The 21,094-nt window shown below is 36.5% G+C and carries 21 protein-coding genes; 5 read left to right on the top strand and 16 right to left on the bottom strand.

What is annotated here, in order from left to right; translation table 11 throughout:
- Window positions 1-5: 5 nt before the first annotated feature.
- From CJ229_RS08635 to CJ229_RS08615, 5 genes are read right to left on the bottom strand one after another with little or no spacing between them, the layout of a single operon-like run.
- Complete coding sequence (locus tag CJ229_RS08635; RefSeq protein WP_070623302.1) at window positions 6-638, bottom strand: tyrosine-protein kinase family protein; 633 nt, start codon at window positions 636-638, stop codon at window positions 6-8.
- 19 nt (window positions 639-657) lie between these two features.
- Entirely contained in the window at window positions 658-1,248 is a 591-nt protein-coding gene (locus CJ229_RS08630) for a YveK family protein (protein WP_102167222.1), read from the bottom strand.
- A 17-nt stretch (window positions 1,249-1,265) separates the two neighbouring features.
- Window positions 1,266-1,991 carry a WecB/TagA/CpsF family glycosyltransferase gene (locus CJ229_RS08625; RefSeq protein WP_257993682.1) on the bottom strand — a complete coding sequence of 242 codons (726 nt, stop codon included), beginning with the start codon at window positions 1,989-1,991 and terminating at the stop codon, window positions 1,266-1,268.
- Between the two features lie 55 nt (window positions 1,992-2,046).
- The gene (locus tag CJ229_RS08620; protein ID WP_068127922.1) at window positions 2,047-2,868 is read right to left on the bottom strand and encodes a hypothetical protein; all 822 of its coding nucleotides are present in this window, start codon (window positions 2,866-2,868) and stop codon (window positions 2,047-2,049) included.
- Between the two features lie 26 nt (window positions 2,869-2,894).
- Window positions 2,895-3,404 (bottom strand): competence protein ComK, encoded by a 510-nt coding sequence (locus CJ229_RS08615; RefSeq protein WP_102167220.1) that lies wholly within the window; start codon window positions 3,402-3,404, stop codon window positions 2,895-2,897.
- Window positions 3,405-3,601: 197 nt separating this feature from the next.
- Between CJ229_RS08615 and CJ229_RS08610 the strand changes: the two genes are divergently transcribed.
- The 3 genes from CJ229_RS08610 (at window position 3,602) to CJ229_RS08600 (ending at window position 6,081) form a co-directional block, all read left to right on the top strand.
- A complete protein-coding gene (locus CJ229_RS08610; protein ID WP_070623287.1) occupies window positions 3,602-4,057 on the top strand; it encodes a sigma-70 family RNA polymerase sigma factor in 456 nt (151 codons plus the stop codon).
- Between the two features lie 80 nt (window positions 4,058-4,137).
- Window positions 4,138-4,311 carry a DUF2187 family protein gene (locus tag CJ229_RS08605; RefSeq protein WP_102167279.1) on the top strand — a complete coding sequence of 58 codons (174 nt, stop codon included), beginning with the start codon at window positions 4,138-4,140 and terminating at the stop codon, window positions 4,309-4,311.
- A 168-nt stretch (window positions 4,312-4,479) separates the two neighbouring features.
- The gene (locus CJ229_RS08600; RefSeq protein ID WP_317846575.1) at window positions 4,480-6,081 is read left to right on the top strand and encodes an IS1182 family transposase; all 1,602 of its coding nucleotides are present in this window, start codon (window positions 4,480-4,482) and stop codon (window positions 6,079-6,081) included.
- 86 nt (window positions 6,082-6,167) lie between these two features.
- Here CJ229_RS08600 and CJ229_RS08595 read toward each other — a convergent pair whose 3' ends face one another.
- The 8 genes from CJ229_RS08595 to CJ229_RS08560 form a co-directional block, all read right to left on the bottom strand.
- Window positions 6,168-7,517 carry a TrkH family potassium uptake protein gene (locus tag CJ229_RS08595; RefSeq protein WP_257993681.1) on the bottom strand — a complete coding sequence of 450 codons (1,350 nt, stop codon included), beginning with the start codon at window positions 7,515-7,517 and terminating at the stop codon, window positions 6,168-6,170.
- A gap of 99 nt (window positions 7,518-7,616) precedes the next feature.
- Window positions 7,617-8,990: a S1C family serine protease gene (locus CJ229_RS08590; protein WP_102167218.1), complete on the bottom strand. Its 1,374-nt coding sequence runs from the start codon at window positions 8,988-8,990 to the stop codon at window positions 7,617-7,619.
- Window positions 8,983-9,771 carry a TerC family protein gene (locus CJ229_RS08585; RefSeq protein ID WP_317846574.1) on the bottom strand — a complete coding sequence of 263 codons (789 nt, stop codon included), beginning with the start codon at window positions 9,769-9,771 and terminating at the stop codon, window positions 8,983-8,985. The genes CJ229_RS08590 and CJ229_RS08585 overlap by 8 nt, the downstream gene beginning before the upstream one ends.
- Window positions 9,772-9,957: 186 nt before the next feature.
- Window positions 9,958-11,514, bottom strand: coding sequence for a peptide chain release factor 3 (locus CJ229_RS08580; protein ID WP_070457479.1), 1,557 nt, complete (start codon window positions 11,512-11,514; stop codon window positions 9,958-9,960).
- A 30-nt stretch (window positions 11,515-11,544) separates the two neighbouring features.
- Window positions 11,545-13,029: a UDP-N-acetylmuramoyl-L-alanyl-D-glutamate--2,6-diaminopimelate ligase gene (locus CJ229_RS08575; protein ID WP_102167216.1), complete on the bottom strand. Its 1,485-nt coding sequence runs from the start codon at window positions 13,027-13,029 to the stop codon at window positions 11,545-11,547.
- 68 nt (window positions 13,030-13,097) lie between these two features.
- Complete coding sequence (gene tatC, locus CJ229_RS08570; RefSeq protein ID WP_070623276.1) at window positions 13,098-13,868, bottom strand: twin-arginine translocase subunit TatC; 771 nt, start codon at window positions 13,866-13,868, stop codon at window positions 13,098-13,100.
- Window positions 13,869-14,359: 491 nt separating this feature from the next.
- On the bottom strand, window positions 14,360-16,087 hold the full coding sequence (locus tag CJ229_RS08565; RefSeq protein WP_102167215.1) for a GMC family oxidoreductase: 1,728 nt from the start codon (window positions 16,085-16,087) through the stop codon (window positions 14,360-14,362).
- A gap of 15 nt (window positions 16,088-16,102) precedes the next feature.
- Window positions 16,103-16,897, bottom strand: coding sequence for a gluconate 2-dehydrogenase subunit 3 family protein (locus CJ229_RS08560; protein ID WP_102167214.1), 795 nt, complete (start codon window positions 16,895-16,897; stop codon window positions 16,103-16,105).
- A 198-nt stretch (window positions 16,898-17,095) separates the two neighbouring features.
- On the opposite strand from CJ229_RS08560, the gene CJ229_RS08555 reads away from it, so the two are divergent.
- Entirely contained in the window at window positions 17,096-17,497 is a 402-nt protein-coding gene (locus CJ229_RS08555) for a hypothetical protein (RefSeq protein ID WP_102167213.1), read from the top strand.
- 37 nt (window positions 17,498-17,534) lie between these two features.
- Here the strand turns inward: CJ229_RS08555 and CJ229_RS08550 are convergent, their stop codons facing one another.
- Entirely contained in the window at window positions 17,535-18,224 is a 690-nt protein-coding gene (locus tag CJ229_RS08550; protein WP_102167212.1) for a M23 family metallopeptidase, read from the bottom strand.
- Between the two features lie 51 nt (window positions 18,225-18,275).
- Window positions 18,276-19,382 (bottom strand): AI-2E family transporter, encoded by a 1,107-nt coding sequence (locus CJ229_RS08545; protein WP_070623263.1) that lies wholly within the window; start codon window positions 19,380-19,382, stop codon window positions 18,276-18,278.
- Between the two features lie 126 nt (window positions 19,383-19,508).
- Between CJ229_RS08545 and CJ229_RS08540 the strand changes: the two genes are divergently transcribed.
- On the top strand, window positions 19,509-20,234 hold the full coding sequence (locus CJ229_RS08540) for an alpha/beta hydrolase (RefSeq protein ID WP_102167211.1): 726 nt from the start codon (window positions 19,509-19,511) through the stop codon (window positions 20,232-20,234).
- Window positions 20,235-20,273: 39 nt separating this feature from the next.
- Here the strand turns inward: CJ229_RS08540 and fabI are convergent, their stop codons facing one another.
- Window positions 20,274-21,041, bottom strand: coding sequence for an enoyl-ACP reductase FabI (fabI, locus tag CJ229_RS08535; protein WP_040929324.1), 768 nt, complete (start codon window positions 21,039-21,041; stop codon window positions 20,274-20,276).
- Between the last annotated feature and the right edge of the window lie 53 nt (window positions 21,042-21,094).

The following is a 21,094-nucleotide window of genomic DNA, read 5'->3' as shown; positions in this document are numbered from 1 at the left end:
CACCTTTAACTTTCATCAAAATTATTGACGACACCTAAAATCTCTATGCCACTTTCTTCTAGTCTTGAAGCCAGTTCGTTTGACTGAACGATATGACGTTCCTTATTTTTTACAATCACCGCCGCATCGATTGCTTCTTTTGTTGCATCGACATTCGCCGCGTCATACATTCTCATGCCAGCATCAATAATACAATAATCAAATTTATTTCTTAACGTGCCAATGATATATTTAAATTTACTCGATAAAAAGACTTCGTTGCCAATCGACGTTTGTAGCCCAACATGAATCATAGAAAGTCCATATACTGGTGTGTCATACGTCACTGATAGTATGCTTTTGTCAGTCGCTATCGCATCTGTAATACCGCTTCTTAATTGAACGTGAAATGTGTCGTGAATTGTCGGGTCGTCTAAATTTGCATCTAGATATACGACATTCGCGCCCCTACGTGCTAAAGCGATCGCAACGTTAGTTGCGATTGTCGTAACCCCTTCTTTTTGATATTCAGATGCAAATAATAACACTCGTTGCTTGTTTTGTGTGTAATATTTAATACGGTCTGCGATATTAAAATATTTTAAAGCGACATCACTTTCTGGCTCATTCACTACGATATGTCTTCTATTATCTAACATATATTATCACTCACTTACACTAATATTTTGGTATCGAACCAAGTACCGTATAATCTGATTCCGCTGATTTACGTTTGCCGACACGTGGTTTTTGAAATGTGTCAATTAACGTACCAACAAAATATCCAATAATAAGCCCAACAATAACGTAGATTAATTTAACTTTATGTGACTTGTCTTCTACTACACCGTCATCTGGAGCTGTCACATACTCCACTGTACTCCCTTGTACAAATGTTTCTATTTCATCAGTCGCAATTTGTGCAAGCTGCTCTGTTACAAGTATTGAGTGACGTCTATTGTCTAAACTTACCGAAACTTTTAAAGTATCTGAATCTTCGTTATACGTGACAGTAATCTTCTCTTTTAATTTTTGAACAGGAAGCGTAATGTTCTCTTGTTCTTTTAGTTTTGTAACGACTTTATCAGATTTAATAATCGCCTCATAAATTCCTGGATCTACTGATTCTTCCGTATGCACGTTAAATTCAGCAGTCGCGTTGTACTGATTATCAATAAAAAACAACGTAAATAACGACGCAACTATTCCACCAATTAATATACTCGCTAATAATATAAAATCTTTACTTGATACATTACGTTTTGACATAGAATCTTCCTTAACGTTTAATCATTTTTTAGTAGTGTTTTTATCATAAAACTAAACACTTTAATATTTCTTTTAATGCGTTCTGGTTGTTTAATCATGCGGTACAACCATTCTAAGTTTAATTTAATCCAAATATCTGGCGCACGTTTCACTGCTTTCGCATGGACGTCTAAACTTCCACCAACACCGATGAATAGCCCTTTTTGTGCATTTTTAATATGACGATCGATGAATAATTCTTGCTTTGGTGCACCGAGCGCGACGAATACGATATCTGGTGACTGTTCATAAATCTCATCATGAATTTTTTCATCATCAATATCGATATATCCGTGATGTCTGCCGACAATATTTAAATTCGGATAAGTCGATTGAATTTGTCTTGCCGCCTCTTTATTGACAGACTCTTTTGCACCGAGTAAATACACACTTAAATTTTCGTCATCGGCATATTGCAGTAAATCGACCGTTAAATCAAACCCGGTAATTCGCTCTTTTAGCGGACGTCTTTTTAACTTTGAAAGTAATACAACTCCGATACCATCCGGCGTGACATAATCCGCACGTTTAACGACATGTTGAAATTCGTTATCTTCTTTTGTTTTCATTAAAATTCCTGGGTTTGCTGTTACGACGAACGTCTTTTCTTTTTGCTCAAGACGTCTCTTTAGTTCGTCTACAAACTGTTCATGTGTCGTATTTACAAACGGAATTTCAAGTAAATGTACTACCCTTTTAATCATGTCTTTCACTACTTTCAGTCTTATCTATATCATACATGATTTTTAAACTTTTTTCTTAATTATTCGGGCTCTTTTTTTGTTGTAAAATACGTTCGAGTTGTAGAATCGGAACGTAACCAATCGTAACTTTTCCATCTTGTTCTATATACGTTGGCAATTTATCGACCTCAGTAAATGGAACTTTTCCGCGTTCAAAACGCCCAATAATCGTGTATAACCTATGAATCAGTCGTGTAATATCGTCTAATATACTTTGTGATATTCTAGCGACTTCGATATGGATAAATGGATTTTCTTTTTCTTTTTTAGGATATCGATATTTTTTAATCCAATGAATGTCTTTTTGAGACATTTCATCTTTTGATTTATACTCAATCGCAAAAAATGGGAGTCTATCGTCTTCTTTAAACGCTTCGTCAAATTGTTGTCTAAAACTATAAAACTCTAAATGGTTTTCTTCTTTACGAATGACGTACTGCTCTCCATTTTGTTGGATATAAAAGATCGTACTGTTCGGTACACGGTATGTTTTTTTAATATCGATATATAAATCTGACATTTTAATAAACTGTGTATAGTCTAAATCTAAGTGTGCGATATTTTTATCTTTACTTTCTAAAATTGAGAGTTCTAGCGTTAAATCATCTGACGATAACTTCGCTTTATTTAAAGCATCGAACAACTTATTTAACTTCATTTCATACAATTCGCTATACGAATACTCACCATATGTTAGCTTAGATACTTCATGTGTTAAATATGGTAAATCGTCTGTTAACAACGCAATCAAATCTCTTACTTTTTGATCAAGTGATAATTTATATTTAAAAATTTGTAATTGATGCGTACTATCTTTAACTTTGACTTTAATTTCCATACAATCCCTCTTTTCGCATCATGTCATTAGTTTATATTATACATTGTTTTTTTAGTTTCTGCGCTTAAATATCTTCTTCTAAAATGTCTAAACTTCACGTACCTGTCATATATTTGCGTCGCTTTTACATACTGACTTTCACATTGGTTATATGAAATTTCGACATCTAACGTATCTCCACATATAAACTCAATCGTCGTACCACTTTCACGTTTTATACACCGATATACTTTAGCCAAATTAATAAAATACACGTTCTTATTTTTATTTGAATTTAACGGAAACATAATAAATTGATATTCGAGATCCACACAAATCGGTATCATACGATGGATGTTGAAATTCAATTGAACATGTTTACGTATTGCAGATAGATTCGTCGCATAAAAATATGTTAAATACTCATTTAACCAGTTTTCCGACGATTTCTTATATTGAACGATACCAGAATCTGATACTGCTTGACACATATAAGTTGGATCATAAATCGGTTCTATATATTTAACGTCTCTTGTAAAATATGGTAATCCTTTCATAGGAAGTCCTCTTTCATATAAATTATAGTATTAGAACGAATTATACATCATTTCATGTTTAAATACATTACATTGTTAACTATTATTATAGTTAAGGTTAACTTTTGTTAATTAAGACGCCTGTTTGAACGATTAAAAACCCGGTACATTACACATATCCGGAAATAATTTAAGAATCGATTCTTACAGGAGTCACAATGGAAAAGATTATATCGTATGAACCGATGATTGCTTCAATTATTAACAGGCTGAATATTTTATATGACCGAGATGAGTATATGCAAATTGGCCGATTAGCGGTTTACGAAGCGTTAAACAAGCACGACGAGTCCAAATGTAAAGAATCACAATTTGTCTACACGATGATTTATCAACGTTTAATCGATGAAATTCGAAAAAATGCACGTCGATTAGAGCGATATCAAGTGACAGAAGATGGAGTTCTACATACGATCCCTATCGATTCTATCGATGCGAATTTGTATTTAATCGGTGTAAAAGAAAAACTAACTGAGCGAGAATATGCATGGCTACTTATGACGATTGATGGATATGCACTCGTTGAGATCGCCAAACATTTAGGGGTGAGTTTATCAACAGCAAAAAACATAAGAAAACAAGCGAGAAAAACGTTGTATACACACTTCTATTGAGAAAAATAGTTGAAAATTGTATAATAGTATAATGATTATTTGGAGGGGTTACGATGAGTAAGAACAAAGACGAAGTAGAAATTGTACCAGCAGAAATCGGAGATATTGTTGAGTTCGATGGCATGCTTGGTAAAGTTGAAAAAATCAATGAAAATTCAGTCATCGTCGACATTACAATAAACGAGGACTGGAACGAAAACGAAGATTTTGAAAAGACAGTAGTAAACCATAAACGATATACAATCAAAAAATAATGATTAAGGGACTGGGACATAAGTCTATCCTAAATTAAAAAGCGCACAAGACTCCTTGGGGGAGTAGTGTGCGCTTTTTTATGTTGAATTCAACACATTATTAGTACAAAAAAATAAGACCCTCAGATACAATGTAAGTAACTACACAAACACGAAAAGAGGAATCTTATGTATAAGAATTATAACATGAATCAAATCACACTGCCAATGGATTTAGAAGTACTTATCCCCGAAAATGACATCTCAATAACGATACATAACTTGGTAGAAAGTATCCCAAATACTGTGTTTGAAAACTTTCGTACGAATCAAGGGGCTTCTTCTTATCATCCCAAAATGATGTTAAAAATCTTACTCTGTGCATATAGTCAGTCTATATTTTCTGGACGAAAAATCGAAGCCCTGCTCCACGATAGTATTCGAATGAAATGGTTAGCACAAGAGCACACACCTTCTTACCGAACAATCAATCGTTTTCGTGTACATCCTCAAATGGCTGCATTACTTCAATCTGCTTTTATTCAGTTTAGAGTTCAACTTGAGTCAAATGGTCTCATTGATTCAGACGCAATATTTATAGATGGAACAAAGATTGAAGCCAATGCAAACAAGTATACATTTGTGTTTAGAAAAAATATTGATTGTTATGAATCGCAACTCCTCGAAAAATCAAAAAAGAAATATCATGAACTCGTAGATACAAATATTATTCCTGAAATTGAACGAGAGTCAGACACTCCGCTTACTGCAGAAGAAATCGCAGTTATCCATGCCGAACTGACAGAAGTTGAAACATCCCATACGCAAGACATAAAACGAACAACGGATGTTGTAGCACGAAGAGAAATTCGAAAAAAACGTTCAGAAATTCGACGTTCTAAAAAAGCATTTAAAGATTATCTCGAACGACGATTAGTTTATCAGAAACAGCGCACATTGATCGGTGAACGGAATAGTTATTCGAAGACAGATACAGATGCGACGTTTATGCGTATGAAAGAGGATCACATGCAGAATGGACAACTCAAGGCAGGGTACAATTTACAGATCGCAACAAATCAGCAGTATGTCCTAGGTTACGATATTTTTTGGAACCCAACAGATACGCGAACACTTGATCCGTTTCTTTATACAATGGCACATACATTTGAACATTTACCCCAATACATTGTCGCAGATGCGGGATATGGGAGTGAATCAAACTATGAATGCATCGCTGATAAATATGAGAGACAGGCTTTGATTCCGTACAATACATATCACAGAGAACAAAAACGGAAGTTTAAATCAGATGAGATGCATCCAAATCATTGGCCATACGATGAACTTGATGATTATTATATATGTCCAAATAATCGTCGCTTATATTTAAATCATCATACAACTCAAACAGATAAATATGGTCACCAGAGAGTCTATAAAATTTATGAATCTGAATCATGTGAAGACTGTCCATTAATGACACTGTGTAAAAGTTCTACATCTTCTCGTCCAAAGCAGATTCGAAAAAATATGAACCTAGAGTATTTCAAAGCTCAGGCAAACAAGTTGCTTTCAAGTCCGGAAGGTCGTCGTCGATATGCGCAACGCAAAATCGATGTCGAGACAACTTTTGGAAACTTGAAGGCTAATTTAGGTTTCACACGGATGTCTGTCCGTGGCAAAGACGCTGTGAGAAATGAGTTAGGTATCGCCTTAATGGCGGTAAACTTAAGAAAGCTTACCTGTCAGTCGGCAAATTTTAAAATCAAAACTAAAAAAACAGCCTAGAAATCTTAAACATAAGATTTCTAGGCTGTTTTACCTAAGGAGTGGAATCATTTGTCCCAGCCCCTTTTTTCTTTTTATTCCTATTTCTAACCGACTGTTAAATGCTCTGTCGGATATTTGATTATCGTCTTTTTCTTGCTACCAAAACTTAATAAGAAACTCACAAAACCGACACGGCCAATAAACATCAGTGCGATCAATATAAGCTCACTGCTTGTCTGTAAGTCATTTGTTATCCCCATCGACATCCCGCACGTTCCGAACGCGCTCGATACTTCAAAGATGATAGACATTAAACTATGTTTGTCACCTTCAACAAACGTGATGACGGATATTCCTAAAAATAGTAAAACCATTGACATGACGAACACGACAAATGCGCGTTCAACATCTTGTTTTGCGATCGTCCGTTTAAATATCGTCGGGTATTCTTTACTTCTTGCAAATGCAATTACTGTCAGTAACAAAATCGCAAATGTCGTCGTACGAATCCCCCCACCCGCACTGGATGGTGATGATCCGATAAACATTAACATACTTAAAACAAGCTGTGTGGCTTCGTTTAGTAGCGACGGGTCTTCGATAACGATTCCTGCACTTCTTGACGATACACTCATAAACGAGGCGTTCATCATTTTAGTAATAAATGAATCTTGAAAACGCGGACCATTCCACTCGATGATTAAATAAAACACTGTACCAATTACATAAAGTAACGCATACATCGTCGTCGTCACTTTCGTAAACAAACTAAATCTAAAGTGAGGGTTTTTATGACTAAAGAACTCTTTCACTTCGATTAATACAGGATATCCAATCGCTCCGAGAACGATTTGGAACATTACTGGAACCGTAAGAAAGAAGTTTGTACTATGTCCGATCAACGATTGATGATATAAATCAAATCCAGCGTTTGTCGTCGCAGATACTGATAAAAACGTCCCTTGAAGGAGTGCATCTTTAAACGAACCGGTTAAATAATAAAACACTGACGTATAAATAATTGCACCAATCAGTTCGATTAAAAACAGTAAAGACACGATATTTAAAACGAGCTTTACCCCACCTGCAATTGCGGATTGGTTGTTGTCGACCATGATTGCTGCTCGGTTTCTTAATGTGATCTTTCTACCGAGTAAAATCCATATAAACGTCGACGTCGCCATAATACCAATACCGCCGAGGTTGAGTATGAACATTAAGAGAATAATCCCGTACGTATTAAACGTGTCGACAATATTTACCGTCGTAAGACCCGTAACAGAGATACCTGAAGCTGTGACGAATAACGTATCCATAAATGATATGTATGTACCTTCATTATAGAAAAATGGCAGTTGCATGAGTAACGTAGAAACAATTAACGCGCCTAAATAATATAAGAATATCGAGCGTTGTGGGCTCATACGGTCTAATAAATTAATGATTATTTTCACACAGTATCTCTCCTTTAGACATACTATACGCCTATTAAATCAATCTTTCAATTTAATTTACGATAAAAAAACGAGCATTACTGCTCGTTTAAAATCTTATTATAACTGGACGTCAGTCTCATACTGTCTACCGTCTAAATAATACGTTACAGTAATCGTGTCGCCTGATTTTTTGTTGCCATATAAATATTGTCTAAATTCCATCGCGTTATTGACTTCAGTGTCATCTAATTTCGTAACGACCGCTAATTCTTCTAATCCTGCATGTTCTGCTGGAGAACCTGGTTCAATACTCGATAGAACGACGCCTTGTTTAACATTGCTCGGTAATTTTAAATAGTTACGTTGATCGCTCGTACTAATTAAATATAAGTCGAGCAAGCCAACTCCGATAAAAGGACGATCCACTTCTCCACCAGTTTCTAACTCTGAAACAATTGCTTTAACATCGTTAGATGGAATCGCAAAACCAATACCTTCGACATTCTCTAAACCAATTTTCATCGAGTTAATACCGATTAATTCACCTTTACTATTTACGAGTGCACCACCAGAGTTACCTGGGTTAATAGCTGCATCTGTTTGTAGCACTGCCGCTTCCCAATCGTCTGTGCCGTTCCCGTCAATATCGACTGGTACCCGTCTATCGAGTGCCGATACAATTCCTCTAGATACAGATCCACTAAACATATCACCGAGTGGTGAACCAATTGCGATTGCCTCTTCACCGACGAGTAATTTATCGCTATCTCCAAATTCAATCACATCAGTAATGTTACCTTTTGGCATTCTTAAAACTGCTAAGTCTGTCCAAATATCTGTGCCGAGAATCTCTGCTTCAACACTGTCACCTTCAGAAGTGTTTACTTGAACTTCAGTTGCTTTATCAATGACGTGATTATTTGTAATAACGTAAGCATATTCGTCATCTGTTTTATAAATGACTCCAGACCCAGTTCCCGCTTCAGCGAGTGACGACTCATTACCAAATAAATTCGTTTGGCTTTGTAAGTTAATGACTGATACGACTGCAGGCTTTGCTTTTTCAACAGCGACAATTGTATCCGTAATTAATTTATCTTCGTGCTTACTTTCAATTTCTTGACGAACTTCTGCTGTGTCTTTTGTGTTGTTTACGACTTCATCTGCGTTGTTTGAATCGTTAGATAAAAAGTGATACAACGAAACGACTAAAATCGCACCGATAATACCTGCGAGTAGTCCTGGTAAAAATGATGATTTTTCACGCTTAGTTCTTGGTTTAGGCGCATCTTCTTTTTGTACTTCATGTTCTTCACGGAAATCATCGTGAGATGGTGCTTCTCTTTCATCAACATGCTCGTCTTTGACATCATCTTTTAAATCATCATCATCAATCTTTTCAAATTGAACTGTATCGTGTTCATCTAAAGCGTGCGTACGACGCCTATACTTTTCATCAAAGTTTTCTCTTCTATCATCATCATTACGCATTCATATCACCCTTTACATCTTTTTTCTTACCACCAGCAAACCATCCGATAAGGATAATGATAAGCATGACTGCCCAGAATGTTAATTTCCAAATTGGTGAATGTGGAAATTCCTCTGGTAAAATACCAACTGCTTCATGCGAGAGTGTTAACACTGCTAACTTAACACCAACCCAACCAACGATAGTAAATGCTGCGACTTCTAAACTTGGTCGTTCGGCAAGTAATTTTACGAACCAGTTCGCAAAGAAACGCATAATAATAACTCCAAGTAAACCACCGATTAACATCACTGTATATTGTCCTGCGTTTACTCCGAAGAAGTCTCCACCGACATGTGGTAACGCAAGGGCAATAGCTGCAGCTGCTAAAATCGAATCGATTGCGAACGCAATATCTGCGATTTCTACTTTAAGTACAGTCATCCAAAATCCTGAACCCTTTTTTTCGTTTTTTTCAATTAATGCGTCAATTTCTTCTTCTGATCGACCTCTATGCTTATATATATCTTTTAAATGACTAAACGAAACGTAGAATAAGTATAACGCACCAAGTGCTTGGACAAACCACCATTGTACGAGCCAAACGAGTAATAGTATCGCAATCAATCTAAATATAAATGCACCGAGCAATCCGTAAAATAATGCTTTCTTACAATCTTTTGGCGATAAATGTCTCACCATAACCGCAAGTACAACCGCATTGTCTGCTGCAAGTAAACCTTCTAATACGACAAGTACAATAAGTACCCATGCGTATTCTAATAATATAGCATAATCCATTTCTTCACTCCTTAAATATAAAAAAGACCACAGCAAATAGACACTGTCTAATTACTATGGTCTCACAGAACAATAAATATTGCTTAACACACCGGGCGTTTTGCCGTAATGACGATGTGTTACTAGTAAACTAGTCGTTACTCCCCATATATTATTCATTGACATTATTATACGCGTTTTATTTGATTAAAGTAAACTATATAATTTGATTTCAGGATATTTATCACTAAACCATCTCAGTGCAAAATCATTTTCAAATAGAAATACTTTGTTGTCGTAACGGTCATACACAAGTGTTGAGCGCTGTGTATCCATTTGATCTCTGATATCTTCTTCATTTTCGATCCAACGTGCTTGTTTATTACCGATTGGTTCCATCACGACATCTGTATTATATTCGTTTTTCATACGGTGCTCAAATACTTCGAATTGAAGTTGACCGACTGCGCCGATAATCGGTTGATTCGTATGAATCGTCTTATAATACTGTATTGCACCTTCTTGAACGAGTTGCTCGATACCTTTGTAGAAGTGCTTTTGTTTCATCACGTTTTTAGCAGAGACTTTCATAAATAACTCTGGCGTAAACTGTGGTAACTCTTTAAATTCGATATGCTTGTCAGATGTTAGCGTATCACCGATTTGGTAGTTTCCTGTATCGTATAACCCGATAATATCTCCAGCATACGCAACGTCTACAGTTTCTGTGTCATCCGCCATAAACATCGTCGCACGCGTGACCTTTTGTTTTTTACCTGTACGTTGTAACTTCACTTCCATGCCGCGGTTAAATTGACCGGATACGATACGTAAAAATGCGAGTCTATCTCTATGTTTTGGATCCATGTTCGCTTGAATTTTAAAGATAAATCCTGAAAATTCTTCTTCTGTCGGATCGATTACTTCACCTGATTTTGTTTCAAGTGGTTCTGGGCTCGGTGCAAAGTCAACAAACGTGTCTAAAAATTCTTCAACCCCAAAGTTAGATAATGCTGAACCGAAAAATACAGGTGTTAAATCTCCTGTTGCGATTTTTTCTTCATCGAATGCGTCCCCTGCTTCTTCGACGAGCATAAACTCTTCAATCGACTCTTGGAAGGCAGAGTCTTTTTCGATGTCGTGAGACTTTTCTAATTCGTAATCGTCGTTTAACTTCAACATCGTCTCTTCACGGTACGGATTAATTTCTTTCGTACGTCGGTTTATAATCCCGAAGAAACTTGGTCCCATACCAATTGGCCACGTCATCGGATACGTTTCAATATCTAACGTTTCTTCGATTTCTTCTAAAAGCTCAAACGGATCTTTCCCGACTCGGTCAAGTTTATTGATAAATGTAAACACTGGAATCCCACGCATTTTTGCTACTTTAAAGAGTTTTAACGTCTGAGGTTCGATCCCTTCTGCTGCGTCGATGACCATAACAGCACTGTCAACGGCCATTAGTGTACGATACGTGTCTTCTGAGAAGTCTTCGTGTCCAGGTGTATCTAAAATATTTACTTTATATCCGTCAAAATCAAACTGCATGACAGAACTCGTTACTGAGATTCCACGCTCTTGTTCGACTTTCATCCAGTCTGATGTTGCGAATTTACCTGTCTTTCTACCTTTAACGACACCCGCTTCACGAATCGCACCACCGAATAGTAATAGCTTCTCAGTTAGCGTCGTTTTCCCGGCATCCGGGTGCGAAATAATCGCAAATGTTTTTCTTTTATTGATTTCTTCTTTAAGTCCCATACAATCTCCTTAATTCAATTCTATCTATTATTAGTTTTCATATCCTGGAAAGTTATATTTTTTATACGCAAAATTTAATGCAATCAAATCATCGCGATGCGGTTCTTTAATATGATTTTCCATAATTTGATACGGCTCGCGCCCTTTTCCTGCAAGGAACACAGTATCTCCAGGTTCAGCATAATCTATAGCGATTTTTATCGCTTGTTCACGGTCGATTTCTGTCGTGTAATTATCGTGTGTCATCCCTTTTTCGACGATATCAATTAACATGTTTTTATCGTCATTACCCGGATTATCAACAGTGATTACGACATAATCTGACAGACTCGCAATACGACCCATCTCTTCGGCTTTTGAATAATCTCTTTCACCAGTCATTCCATACACTGTAATCAATTTACCATCGTTAAACGGACGAATTGTTTGAATGACTTTTTCTAACGCATCTGGCGTATGTGCAAAGTCGATGATTAAATGAATCGGTAATTCATTGTCTAACACTTCTAAACGACCAGATACAGCTTTCATCTGTTTAATTGCTTCAATCACATCATTTAAATCGTACCCTTGTAACCATTCACTTATAATCGCACATATTAAATTTTCAATATTGTAATCTCCAACAAATGGTGATTCTACATAAAACTCACCGTCTGGCGTGTGTAACGTAAACGTCGTACCTTCTAGACTTCCTTTAATATTTGTCGGATAAAAATCTGCACTTTCATCTAATCCATATGAAATCACTTCATAAGGTGTCATCGTAGCATATTCTTTTGACCACGGATCAGAATTGTTTAATATGACGTATTTTGTCTTTTTTAAATCTTGACCGAGTTGAGAAAAGAGTAGCCCTTTAGTGAACCCGTAGTTTTCCATCGTTTCATGAAAATCCAAATGATCTTGTGTTAAATTCGTAAATATCACAATATCAAAATCCACACCAAACGTACGCCCAAGCTTTAGTGCGTGACTCGACACTTCCATCGTAAATACTTCAGTTTCTTTTTTTACCGCTTCATTAAAATTTTTATGCAAACGAGTCGTCTCAGGTGTCGTATTTAACGATGGATACGTATCTTCATTAATCATAAATCCATTCGTTCCTAAATATGCACTTTTTTTATTCATACTCATACTTAAGTTATGAATCATCGTTGAAACAGTCGTCTTACCATTCGTCCCAGTGACACCGACCATCGTCATACTTTCATGCGGGAAGTCATATAAGTATTCTGCAAAAAGCGCAGACACTTTTACTGGGTCTTTCACTTTTAATAACCCAACGCCTTCAGGTAATTCCCTATTTCGGTCTGATAATATCATCTTACTGCCTTTTTCAATCGCTTGATCGATATAATCAAAACCGTCTGTCGTTGCACCTTTTAACGCGACAAATATCGTTCCTTCAGATACTTCTCTAGAGTCGATTGTAATATCGAATACATCTTCCGGTAACGTCCCATATATTTCTTTTATTTTTAGTAATGAAATTAGTTGTTCAGTTTTCATGTTCTCACCTCTAACGGTTTGATTTAATTATACATTAATGAAAATAAAATACGCCCCTAGAGGCGTATTTATTCTGCACGTTTTTGTTGTCGTCTTTCACGTCTTCTTATAAGTACGATACTAATCTCATACAACACAATCATTGGCGTTAAAGTTATTAAATGTGTAAATACGTCTGGAGGCATAATAATCGCCGTTAAAACTAATAGTCCAAAATAGACGTATTTTCTTATAGCGACCATCATTTCTGCATTTAATAATCCAATATAATTTAAAAATAGTATGACAACAGGCAGTTGGAATATTAACCCAAACGGAATGGTCGTCATCAGTAAAAATCTCATATATTCATCTGCAGTAACAATTACTTCAAAGTTCTTTTCTCCGAGTGAAATTAAAAAGAAATAACTGACCGGGTGAACGACAAAGTATCCAAATAGTAAACCTGCTATAAATAAAATTAACATTCCTGGTAACGAACTTTTAATAAACATCGTCTCTTTTTCGACGAGTCCTGGTTTCATAAAGCCCCATAAGAACCAACAAATAAACGGTATTGATAACCCAATACTAATCGCACCAGCTGTCTGTAAGTAAAAACGAATAACCTCAAAAGGTCCTAATACGACAATATTCGCACCCTTTGACACGTATGGAAACCACCAACCGACCGTCGCAAAAATCACAATAAAGCATAAAACGACAGTGATTGCTGATTTAATAACGACCGATCTTAAATCGAGAATATGGTCCATTAAAGGCGCCATATTATCTTCTTGAGTTAGCTTTTTACGCTTTCGTCTCACTTGTACTTCTTTATATTCATCATTGTTAGACATAAATATGTACCACCTAATCCAATCAACGAATTTTTAAAAATAACGCATTAAATCATCTATCTATTATAGTACACATTGTGTTGATATAAAAGATTATAAACGTGGTTGTAGCTGATTGAAGCGGTTTTATTTTCTAACCTGCGTATAGTTGATCCAAAACAGCGTAATCGTTAAATAGATGAATTACCTTTTTACGCAAAAACGATTTGTGTTAAACGGACCTCTGTTTATTTCACGCAAACGGCGTAATTGTCAAATAGATGAACTACTCTTTTACGCAAAAGCGATTTGCGTTAAATTAAACGTGCTAACGGCACCTCTGATACATTTCCGACCTGTCTTTCAGATGAAAAAACTCGTAAATTTTGATTTGCGTAAAATTAATTGCATAGTCGTTTACGCAATTGCGTGTTGCGTTAAATTGTATCTCTATTCGTTGACGATAAAGAAAAAAGACTGTAGAAAACATCTACAGTCTCATATAAATTAATTTACTTCTCTAAACGTTTTTTATCTTTATGATACTTAATAACACCTTCTGCACAGCGGTATGCTAATGCACCGACTGTTCCTGTTGGGTTGTAACCAGAGTTATGTGCAAAGTTTCCTGCTCCAACTACGAATAGGTTATCTCTGTCCCAGTGTTGTAACCAGTTGTTAACAACTGAAGTCTCAGGGTCGTCTCCCATCGTAGTACCACCCGTGTTGTGTGTTGTTTGATAAGGTACGATATCGTAATCTCCTAGGTCTGGGTCCATGTCGATATGTTTAGCACCCATTTTCTCTAAGATTTCAACACTACGCTCTGCTAGGTATTTGTTACGATTACGGTCCATATCTGTAAAGTTATAAGTTAACTTAACGAGCGGCACACCGAATACATCTTTATAATTCTCATCAAGATCTAAGTAGTTATCTTTATGTGGGCTAGTTGCGCATTGACCACCAACATAGAATGAACGTGTGAATTGTTTAATTGACTCGTCTTTAAATTCTGCACCCCATGAAGGCGTACCACTTTTAGTAGGGTTCGTTAAAATAGGACGGACACCTGACTGAATTACCGTAATACTTCCGCCATGTAAGAAATCTACATCTTCATGGTCAAAGTTATCACCGTTATAGTCATCCATTGACATACCTAACGCTCCTGCGCCCATGAATGTGTTGAACTGTTCATCAAAGAATCCAGTTGCTCCACCTGAAGTTTGGTAACAATAGTTACGTCCTAACGTACCTTTTTCAGTTTTCGGATCGTACTGTTCACCGATGTCAGATACCGCAAGTAATTTGTAGTTGTTAAATATATAACTTGTTAATACGACGATATCCGCAGGTTGAATGAATTCTTCTTTCGTAAGTGTGTCAACGTATTTAACACCCGTAACTTTTGATTTATCTTTGTCATCTGTTAAAACTTCTACAACGTTACAATGTGTACGTAATTCAAAGTTATCGTGACGACGTGCTGTTTTTAACACAGTTACTTCTGGTGTTGCTTTCGCGTCGTATTCACACGCGAAGCGTTCACAGAACGCACAATATTGACATGGATTCATTTTTTCACCATCTGGGTTTTCATACGCTGCTGACATATTTGCAGATGGTAAAAAGTGAGGATGATAACCCATATCCTTCGTCGCGTCTTCAAAAATTTTCATGATTTTAGTTTTAATCATTGGACCGTTCGGATAGTCTTTACTTCTTTTACCTTCGAAGTGGTTCACTGTTCCACCGATACCAGCTGTTTGTTCAAATTGTGTAAAGTATGGTTCTAACTCGTCATACGTAATACCCCAGTCCCTAAAACGGTATCCGTCTTTTTCTTGAAGTCTGTCTTCACCGTATCTCTCTTTCGTTTTAGATGCGATCTCAAAGTCATATGGTAAAAATCTGTATACCCAACCATTCCAGTGTGTTCCTGCACCACCGACGTTGTCACCGAGTAAGAATGATCCTTGTTGACGCATTGGTAATGCTTTTTGATCTGGACTGTTTCTAAATGTAACAGTTTCTTTAGAAGTGTCTTGCATTAATTCATAACGAATCGCATATTTTAATTCGTCGTGTACGTGTTGATAATCTGCTGTACCTCTTTCTTTACCTCTTTCAAGGCTGAGTACTTTTAATCCTGCTTTTGCTGCCTCTGCTGCAACAATGCCCCCTGTCCAGCCGGCTCCGACTGTGAGTACATCTACTTTTTCTAGTTCTTTCGCCATTTAATAATTCTCCTTTTAACCAAAGTTTGGTAATGGTTCAATGTCCATAAATTCATCTGATTCAATTACGTCTAAGTATGAGTGCTGGTGGCCTGGGAATTGTTTCATTTTCCAGCCTTCCATGTTTCTGTTACCGTGGTAAATTGGATCACAGTATGCACCTTCTAGAGTTGCTGAACGTAGCATCGTAAAGAAGTAACTTGAAGTTGCTGTTGATTTTGGTACACCAAAGTCAACTTTACCTTCTTGGAAGTCTTTTAGAATTTCATCTTGTTTCTTTTCATCGAGTTGAGAAAAGCTTTCGTCGTGACGACTTTTTGCTTCTTCTTGAAGTTTTTTAACACCGAGTCTGAAGTATTCTGCACGGTTTAAGTGTGACTGATACCCTTGAGTTGGAAGTCCTTCGTGGAAAGGTCCTTGCATATATTCTTTTGAGTTAAAGCCGTATGCTCCAGCGAGTTGTCCGTCTAAGAAGTAAGCTGCACCGAGCCCTTTAGCTCCTGGTCCAACGTCAGTTTCTGGGAAGATTCTTTCCATTGCTGCTTCAATCGTTGCAAAGTCTGCATCGTTTTCAAAGAAAACACGACCTTTGTCTGGTACGTTGAACATACCTCCGTCACCATTACCATCGTGACCACCGTGGCTATCTCCACCGCCTTGATCACTAGAATCTTTTGAACTGTCACTTGATTTACCATCGAGGTTAAATCCGATTAAACCTCCAAGTAAACTACCACCGATAATACCACCAGTAGCTACTCCCGTTGTTTTTAGGAAATCACGTCTTGAGAATTGTTTCTCATCCGCCATAATCCTCACTCCTTAATAATTTTCATCTGCAAAAACAGAATAGATAACTATAATTGTACACCTTTTAAAGAAGATATAAATAGGTTTTGACAATTTTATGTCAAAATTGTGAAATAATTTTTGAATTGTCTTTATAAATTGTGAAAAATTGTCTATAATTAAAGTATTAAAAGGATATTGAAAGGGAGACACCACACAATGAAGTTTTTTGAAGCATTAAGATGGCCAAATGATCACATGGATCTGCGTTATGAGACAGATAAGTATACGAACTTACCAGTCGTTACTCGCGTTTACGATACTGATAGAGCAAACGATGCTGACGTAGGTTTTGTTACACGTGAGTTTGCGTCAAGAATTAAACAAGCACAAGATCAAATCGAGTCAAATCGTATTATGATGCTCGTGTTATACATTGCTGCAGTATTGCTTCCTGCACTTGTATTAACTGTCGTCAAAGGGACGATTTTACCAGCTGGATTTGCTATTGTATATGCATTCGTTGTAATTTTCGTTGTTGAAATGTTCAACCAAGTAACGATTAACAGAATGTTAAAAGAAGTTGATGATGGGGCTGGAAAAAGCGGTCGTCGTAAATAATTAAAAGGCTTCAAATCTTAACGATTTGAAGCCTTTTTTATTTAAAATGACCATAAATATTTTGTTGAGTACCAGATGACACATATCCAATATTTAACTTTAACCAATAGTGTCCGTCTTTATAAGTTACTGAGTTAAATGCTAAGTTATCTTTTGGCTTAGCTGATGAGATAATTTTTCCATTTAAACTTGGTGTGCCCCTAATATTCATATTGTATTTCGGGATAAATATCCCGTTAAAATATCGATCTTTTCTTAAATCAATATCGTATGCACTAATACCATTGCATACAAAATCTTTTTCTTTTAAATACCCATATCGCTGAAACTGAATGTGAAGATGGCTTGCCATCGGTACGTTTAAATTGTTTGTATCTCCTTGATATCCAATTGTTTCACCGTACTTCACATGTTGACCGATTGTCACGATTAAATTTCTCTTTAAATGGCCGTATATTACTTGGTAACCAAGTGCTTTGTTTGCAATTACGACTGTTCCACCAAAATTTCCGTAATTACTCGTCCCTTGTACGACGACCCCGCTCATCACTGCAGGAATCGCTGCACCGTCATGTTTTGCAAAATCATACGCTCTGTGAAACCCTCCACAATACGCGTCATAATTAAATCTATTCACTGTGTAATTTCTAAACCCAAACGGTGTCATCGTATGCGGATTACTCGTCATTTTAAAGTTGTTCTTAATCAAAATATCTATTGGATTCAAAAAAATCCCCTCCTTACTCTATATATCGAGTACAGGAGAGGATTTAGCTATTTAATATTTTTGTTTTGGTACTTTAACGTCACTAATTAACGTTTGACTTAAATCACGTCTATAACGCCAAATGTTTTGAACAATCGACTTAATAACAGCGTATGTCGGAATCGCAATTAAAATTCCTAAGAATCCTGCGATATTTCCTGCTGCAAGTACAATTGTAATAACTGTTAAAGGATGTAACGCAAGTTGCTGACCCATAACGTTTGGCGTAATGATATTCGACTCGATTTGCTGCGCTGCAAGTGTGATGAGTGATACCCAAATGAACATAATTGGATCTTGAATGAGCGCTAAAATCGCTGCTGGTAAAAATGCGACCCATGGTCCAACGAACGGTACGACGTTCATAAATAGCGCAAACACCGCGAGTAATAGTGCGTAATCTAAACCGATAATCTGATAACCGATAAATAAAATAATACATAATATAAACGACACGAGCATTTGTCCTTGTATAAATGCACGGAGTGTTTTATCGATATCTTTAATCGTATCGAGTAAAAATAATTTAAAACGACCTGTAAATGGACGTGTAATTGTCGGTACAAATTTTTCGTGATCTTTTAACATAAAGATAAAGAAAAATGGTACTAAAATAAGTGAAATCACAATCGATACTGTACTCATTATAATTTTAAATGCATTCGCTACGACGCTACTAAACATCGTAGACCCTGTTTCAAATACTTGATTCGTTATTTCATCTAAATTTACTTCAAACGGTAAACGGTCCCTTTGAGTAATTACTGTGTTCATGAAGCTTTGAATTTCACGTTGAATGAGCGGTCCACGTGTAATTAAGTTTTGAACTTGTTCAGTAATTACCGGAATAACCGAAATTGATAACACTGCAATAACGATCACAATAATTAAAAATACAGAAGTCATCGATAGCCAGCGTGGTGCGCTATGGCGTTCTAGGTATTCTTGAATTGGAATCGTAATGTAAAATAAGACGCCAGCAAGTAGTACAGGTACGAAAATTGTCGCAATGATTTGGAAAAACGGTACAAATATATACTGTACTTTCACTGTCATGTATATAATGATGAGCGTCATAATCAGCGCTACACCACTTTGAAACCAAATCTTATTCAGCATAGACGTGTCTCCTTTCGAAACTTGTTTTTATTATATCATTGAATGCAAGAATTAGTTGAAAGAATTATCCTGATTAACTGCAATATTTTGTAAATACGTTACACTATATATAAAAAGGAGATAACAATGGATTTTACAACAGGCATTCATAACAATGAAATACATTCCAATATTTTAAACGAAACGATTATGTTCGAGTACTATATACCAAAAGATTTTGACGATAATCGTAAATATCATGTCTATTATACGTTTGACTCACAAGACTTTTTTAAATACGGTCAAATCAATCGTATTTACGAACGACTTTTTAAAGATGGTGAGATAGAAGCTGCGATTATCGTCGGAATCCCATACCCGAGTGTCGAGTGGCGTAACCATCACTTCCAACCAGAAGGTGAACATACAGACGAATTTATGGAATTTATAGCTAAAGAATTTGTTCCGTTTGTCGACGATACGTTTCCTACAATTCAAAATCGCGACAGTAGAGCTTTAATGGGTGAAAGCTTAGCGGGTAGTTTCAGTATAAAACTCGCAATTAATTATCCGGAAACTTTTAGAAACGTTCTCGCTTTTAGTCCCGAGGTTACTGATGAATTTTATAATGAAATTATCGAAAGAGAAGGCACTGAAAACATTCATCTTTACCATACAATCGGACTTGAAGAGCAAGATTTCATAACAATTACAGGCAGACAAGCGAACTTCTTAGATCCAAACCGCGAATTAAACGAAGTGCTCTTTTCAATTCCAGAACGATACGAGTATAAAGAGCTAGACGGTGGCCATATATGGAAGACGTGGAAACCAGAAATTGAACACGCACTTAGATTCTTTTATGGAGTGTAAAGATAAAAAAGCTAAGACCAGATGGTCTTAGCTTAATTTTTATGCCATTGCGTGATATCCTGAGTCGACGTGTAATACTTCTCCTGTAATTCCTGATGCTAAATCTGATAATAAGAACATTACAGCATTACCAACTTCTAATTGGTCGACGTTTCTCTTTAATGGTGCACGTTCTTCGATTTCTTTTAAAATCGTTTTGAACTCGCCAATTCCTGATGAACTTAACGTACGAATTGGACCAGCTGATACCGCGTTTACACGGTATCCATCTTCACCAAGGTCAAGTGCTAAGTATTTAACACTTGCTTCTAATGCCGCTTTCGCAACACCCATAACGTTATAGTTTGGAAGTGCACGCTCTCCACCTAAGTAAGTCATCGTTACGATTGACCCACCTGGGTTTAAGATTTTCTTCGCTTCTTTTGAAACGATCGCAAGAGAATATGCTGAAATGTCTAATGCAAGTTGGAATCCTGCACGTGATGTTTCAGAGTATCCACCTTTTAACTCGTCTTTATTCGCAAATGCAATTGCGTGTAACACACCATCAATTCCACCTGTGTGTTCACCGATTTCTTTAAATGCACGCTCAACGTCTTCGTCTGACGTAACGTCACAGTTTACCATGAAGTCATGGTCGCCTTCGAGTTCACCTTTTAACTTTTCGATTTGATCTTTAAAACGGTCGTTTAACGTCGTGAATACGATATTCGCTCCCGCTTTGTCTAATGCACGCGCTGCTCCCCAAGCAATTGAACGTTGGTTCGCAACACCCATTACTACATATGTTTTACCTTTTAAATCCATGAGAATCCCCCATTCTTATTAGTACCTACTACTAATTTTAAATTGATTCTCAA

Source organism: Nosocomiicoccus massiliensis, assembly GCF_002871345.2.
Lineage (GTDB): Bacteria > Bacillota > Bacilli > Staphylococcales > Salinicoccaceae > Nosocomiicoccus > Nosocomiicoccus ampullae_A.
Note: the sequence above shows the minus strand (reverse complement) of the source record. Positions and strands in the feature narration are given on the sequence as shown.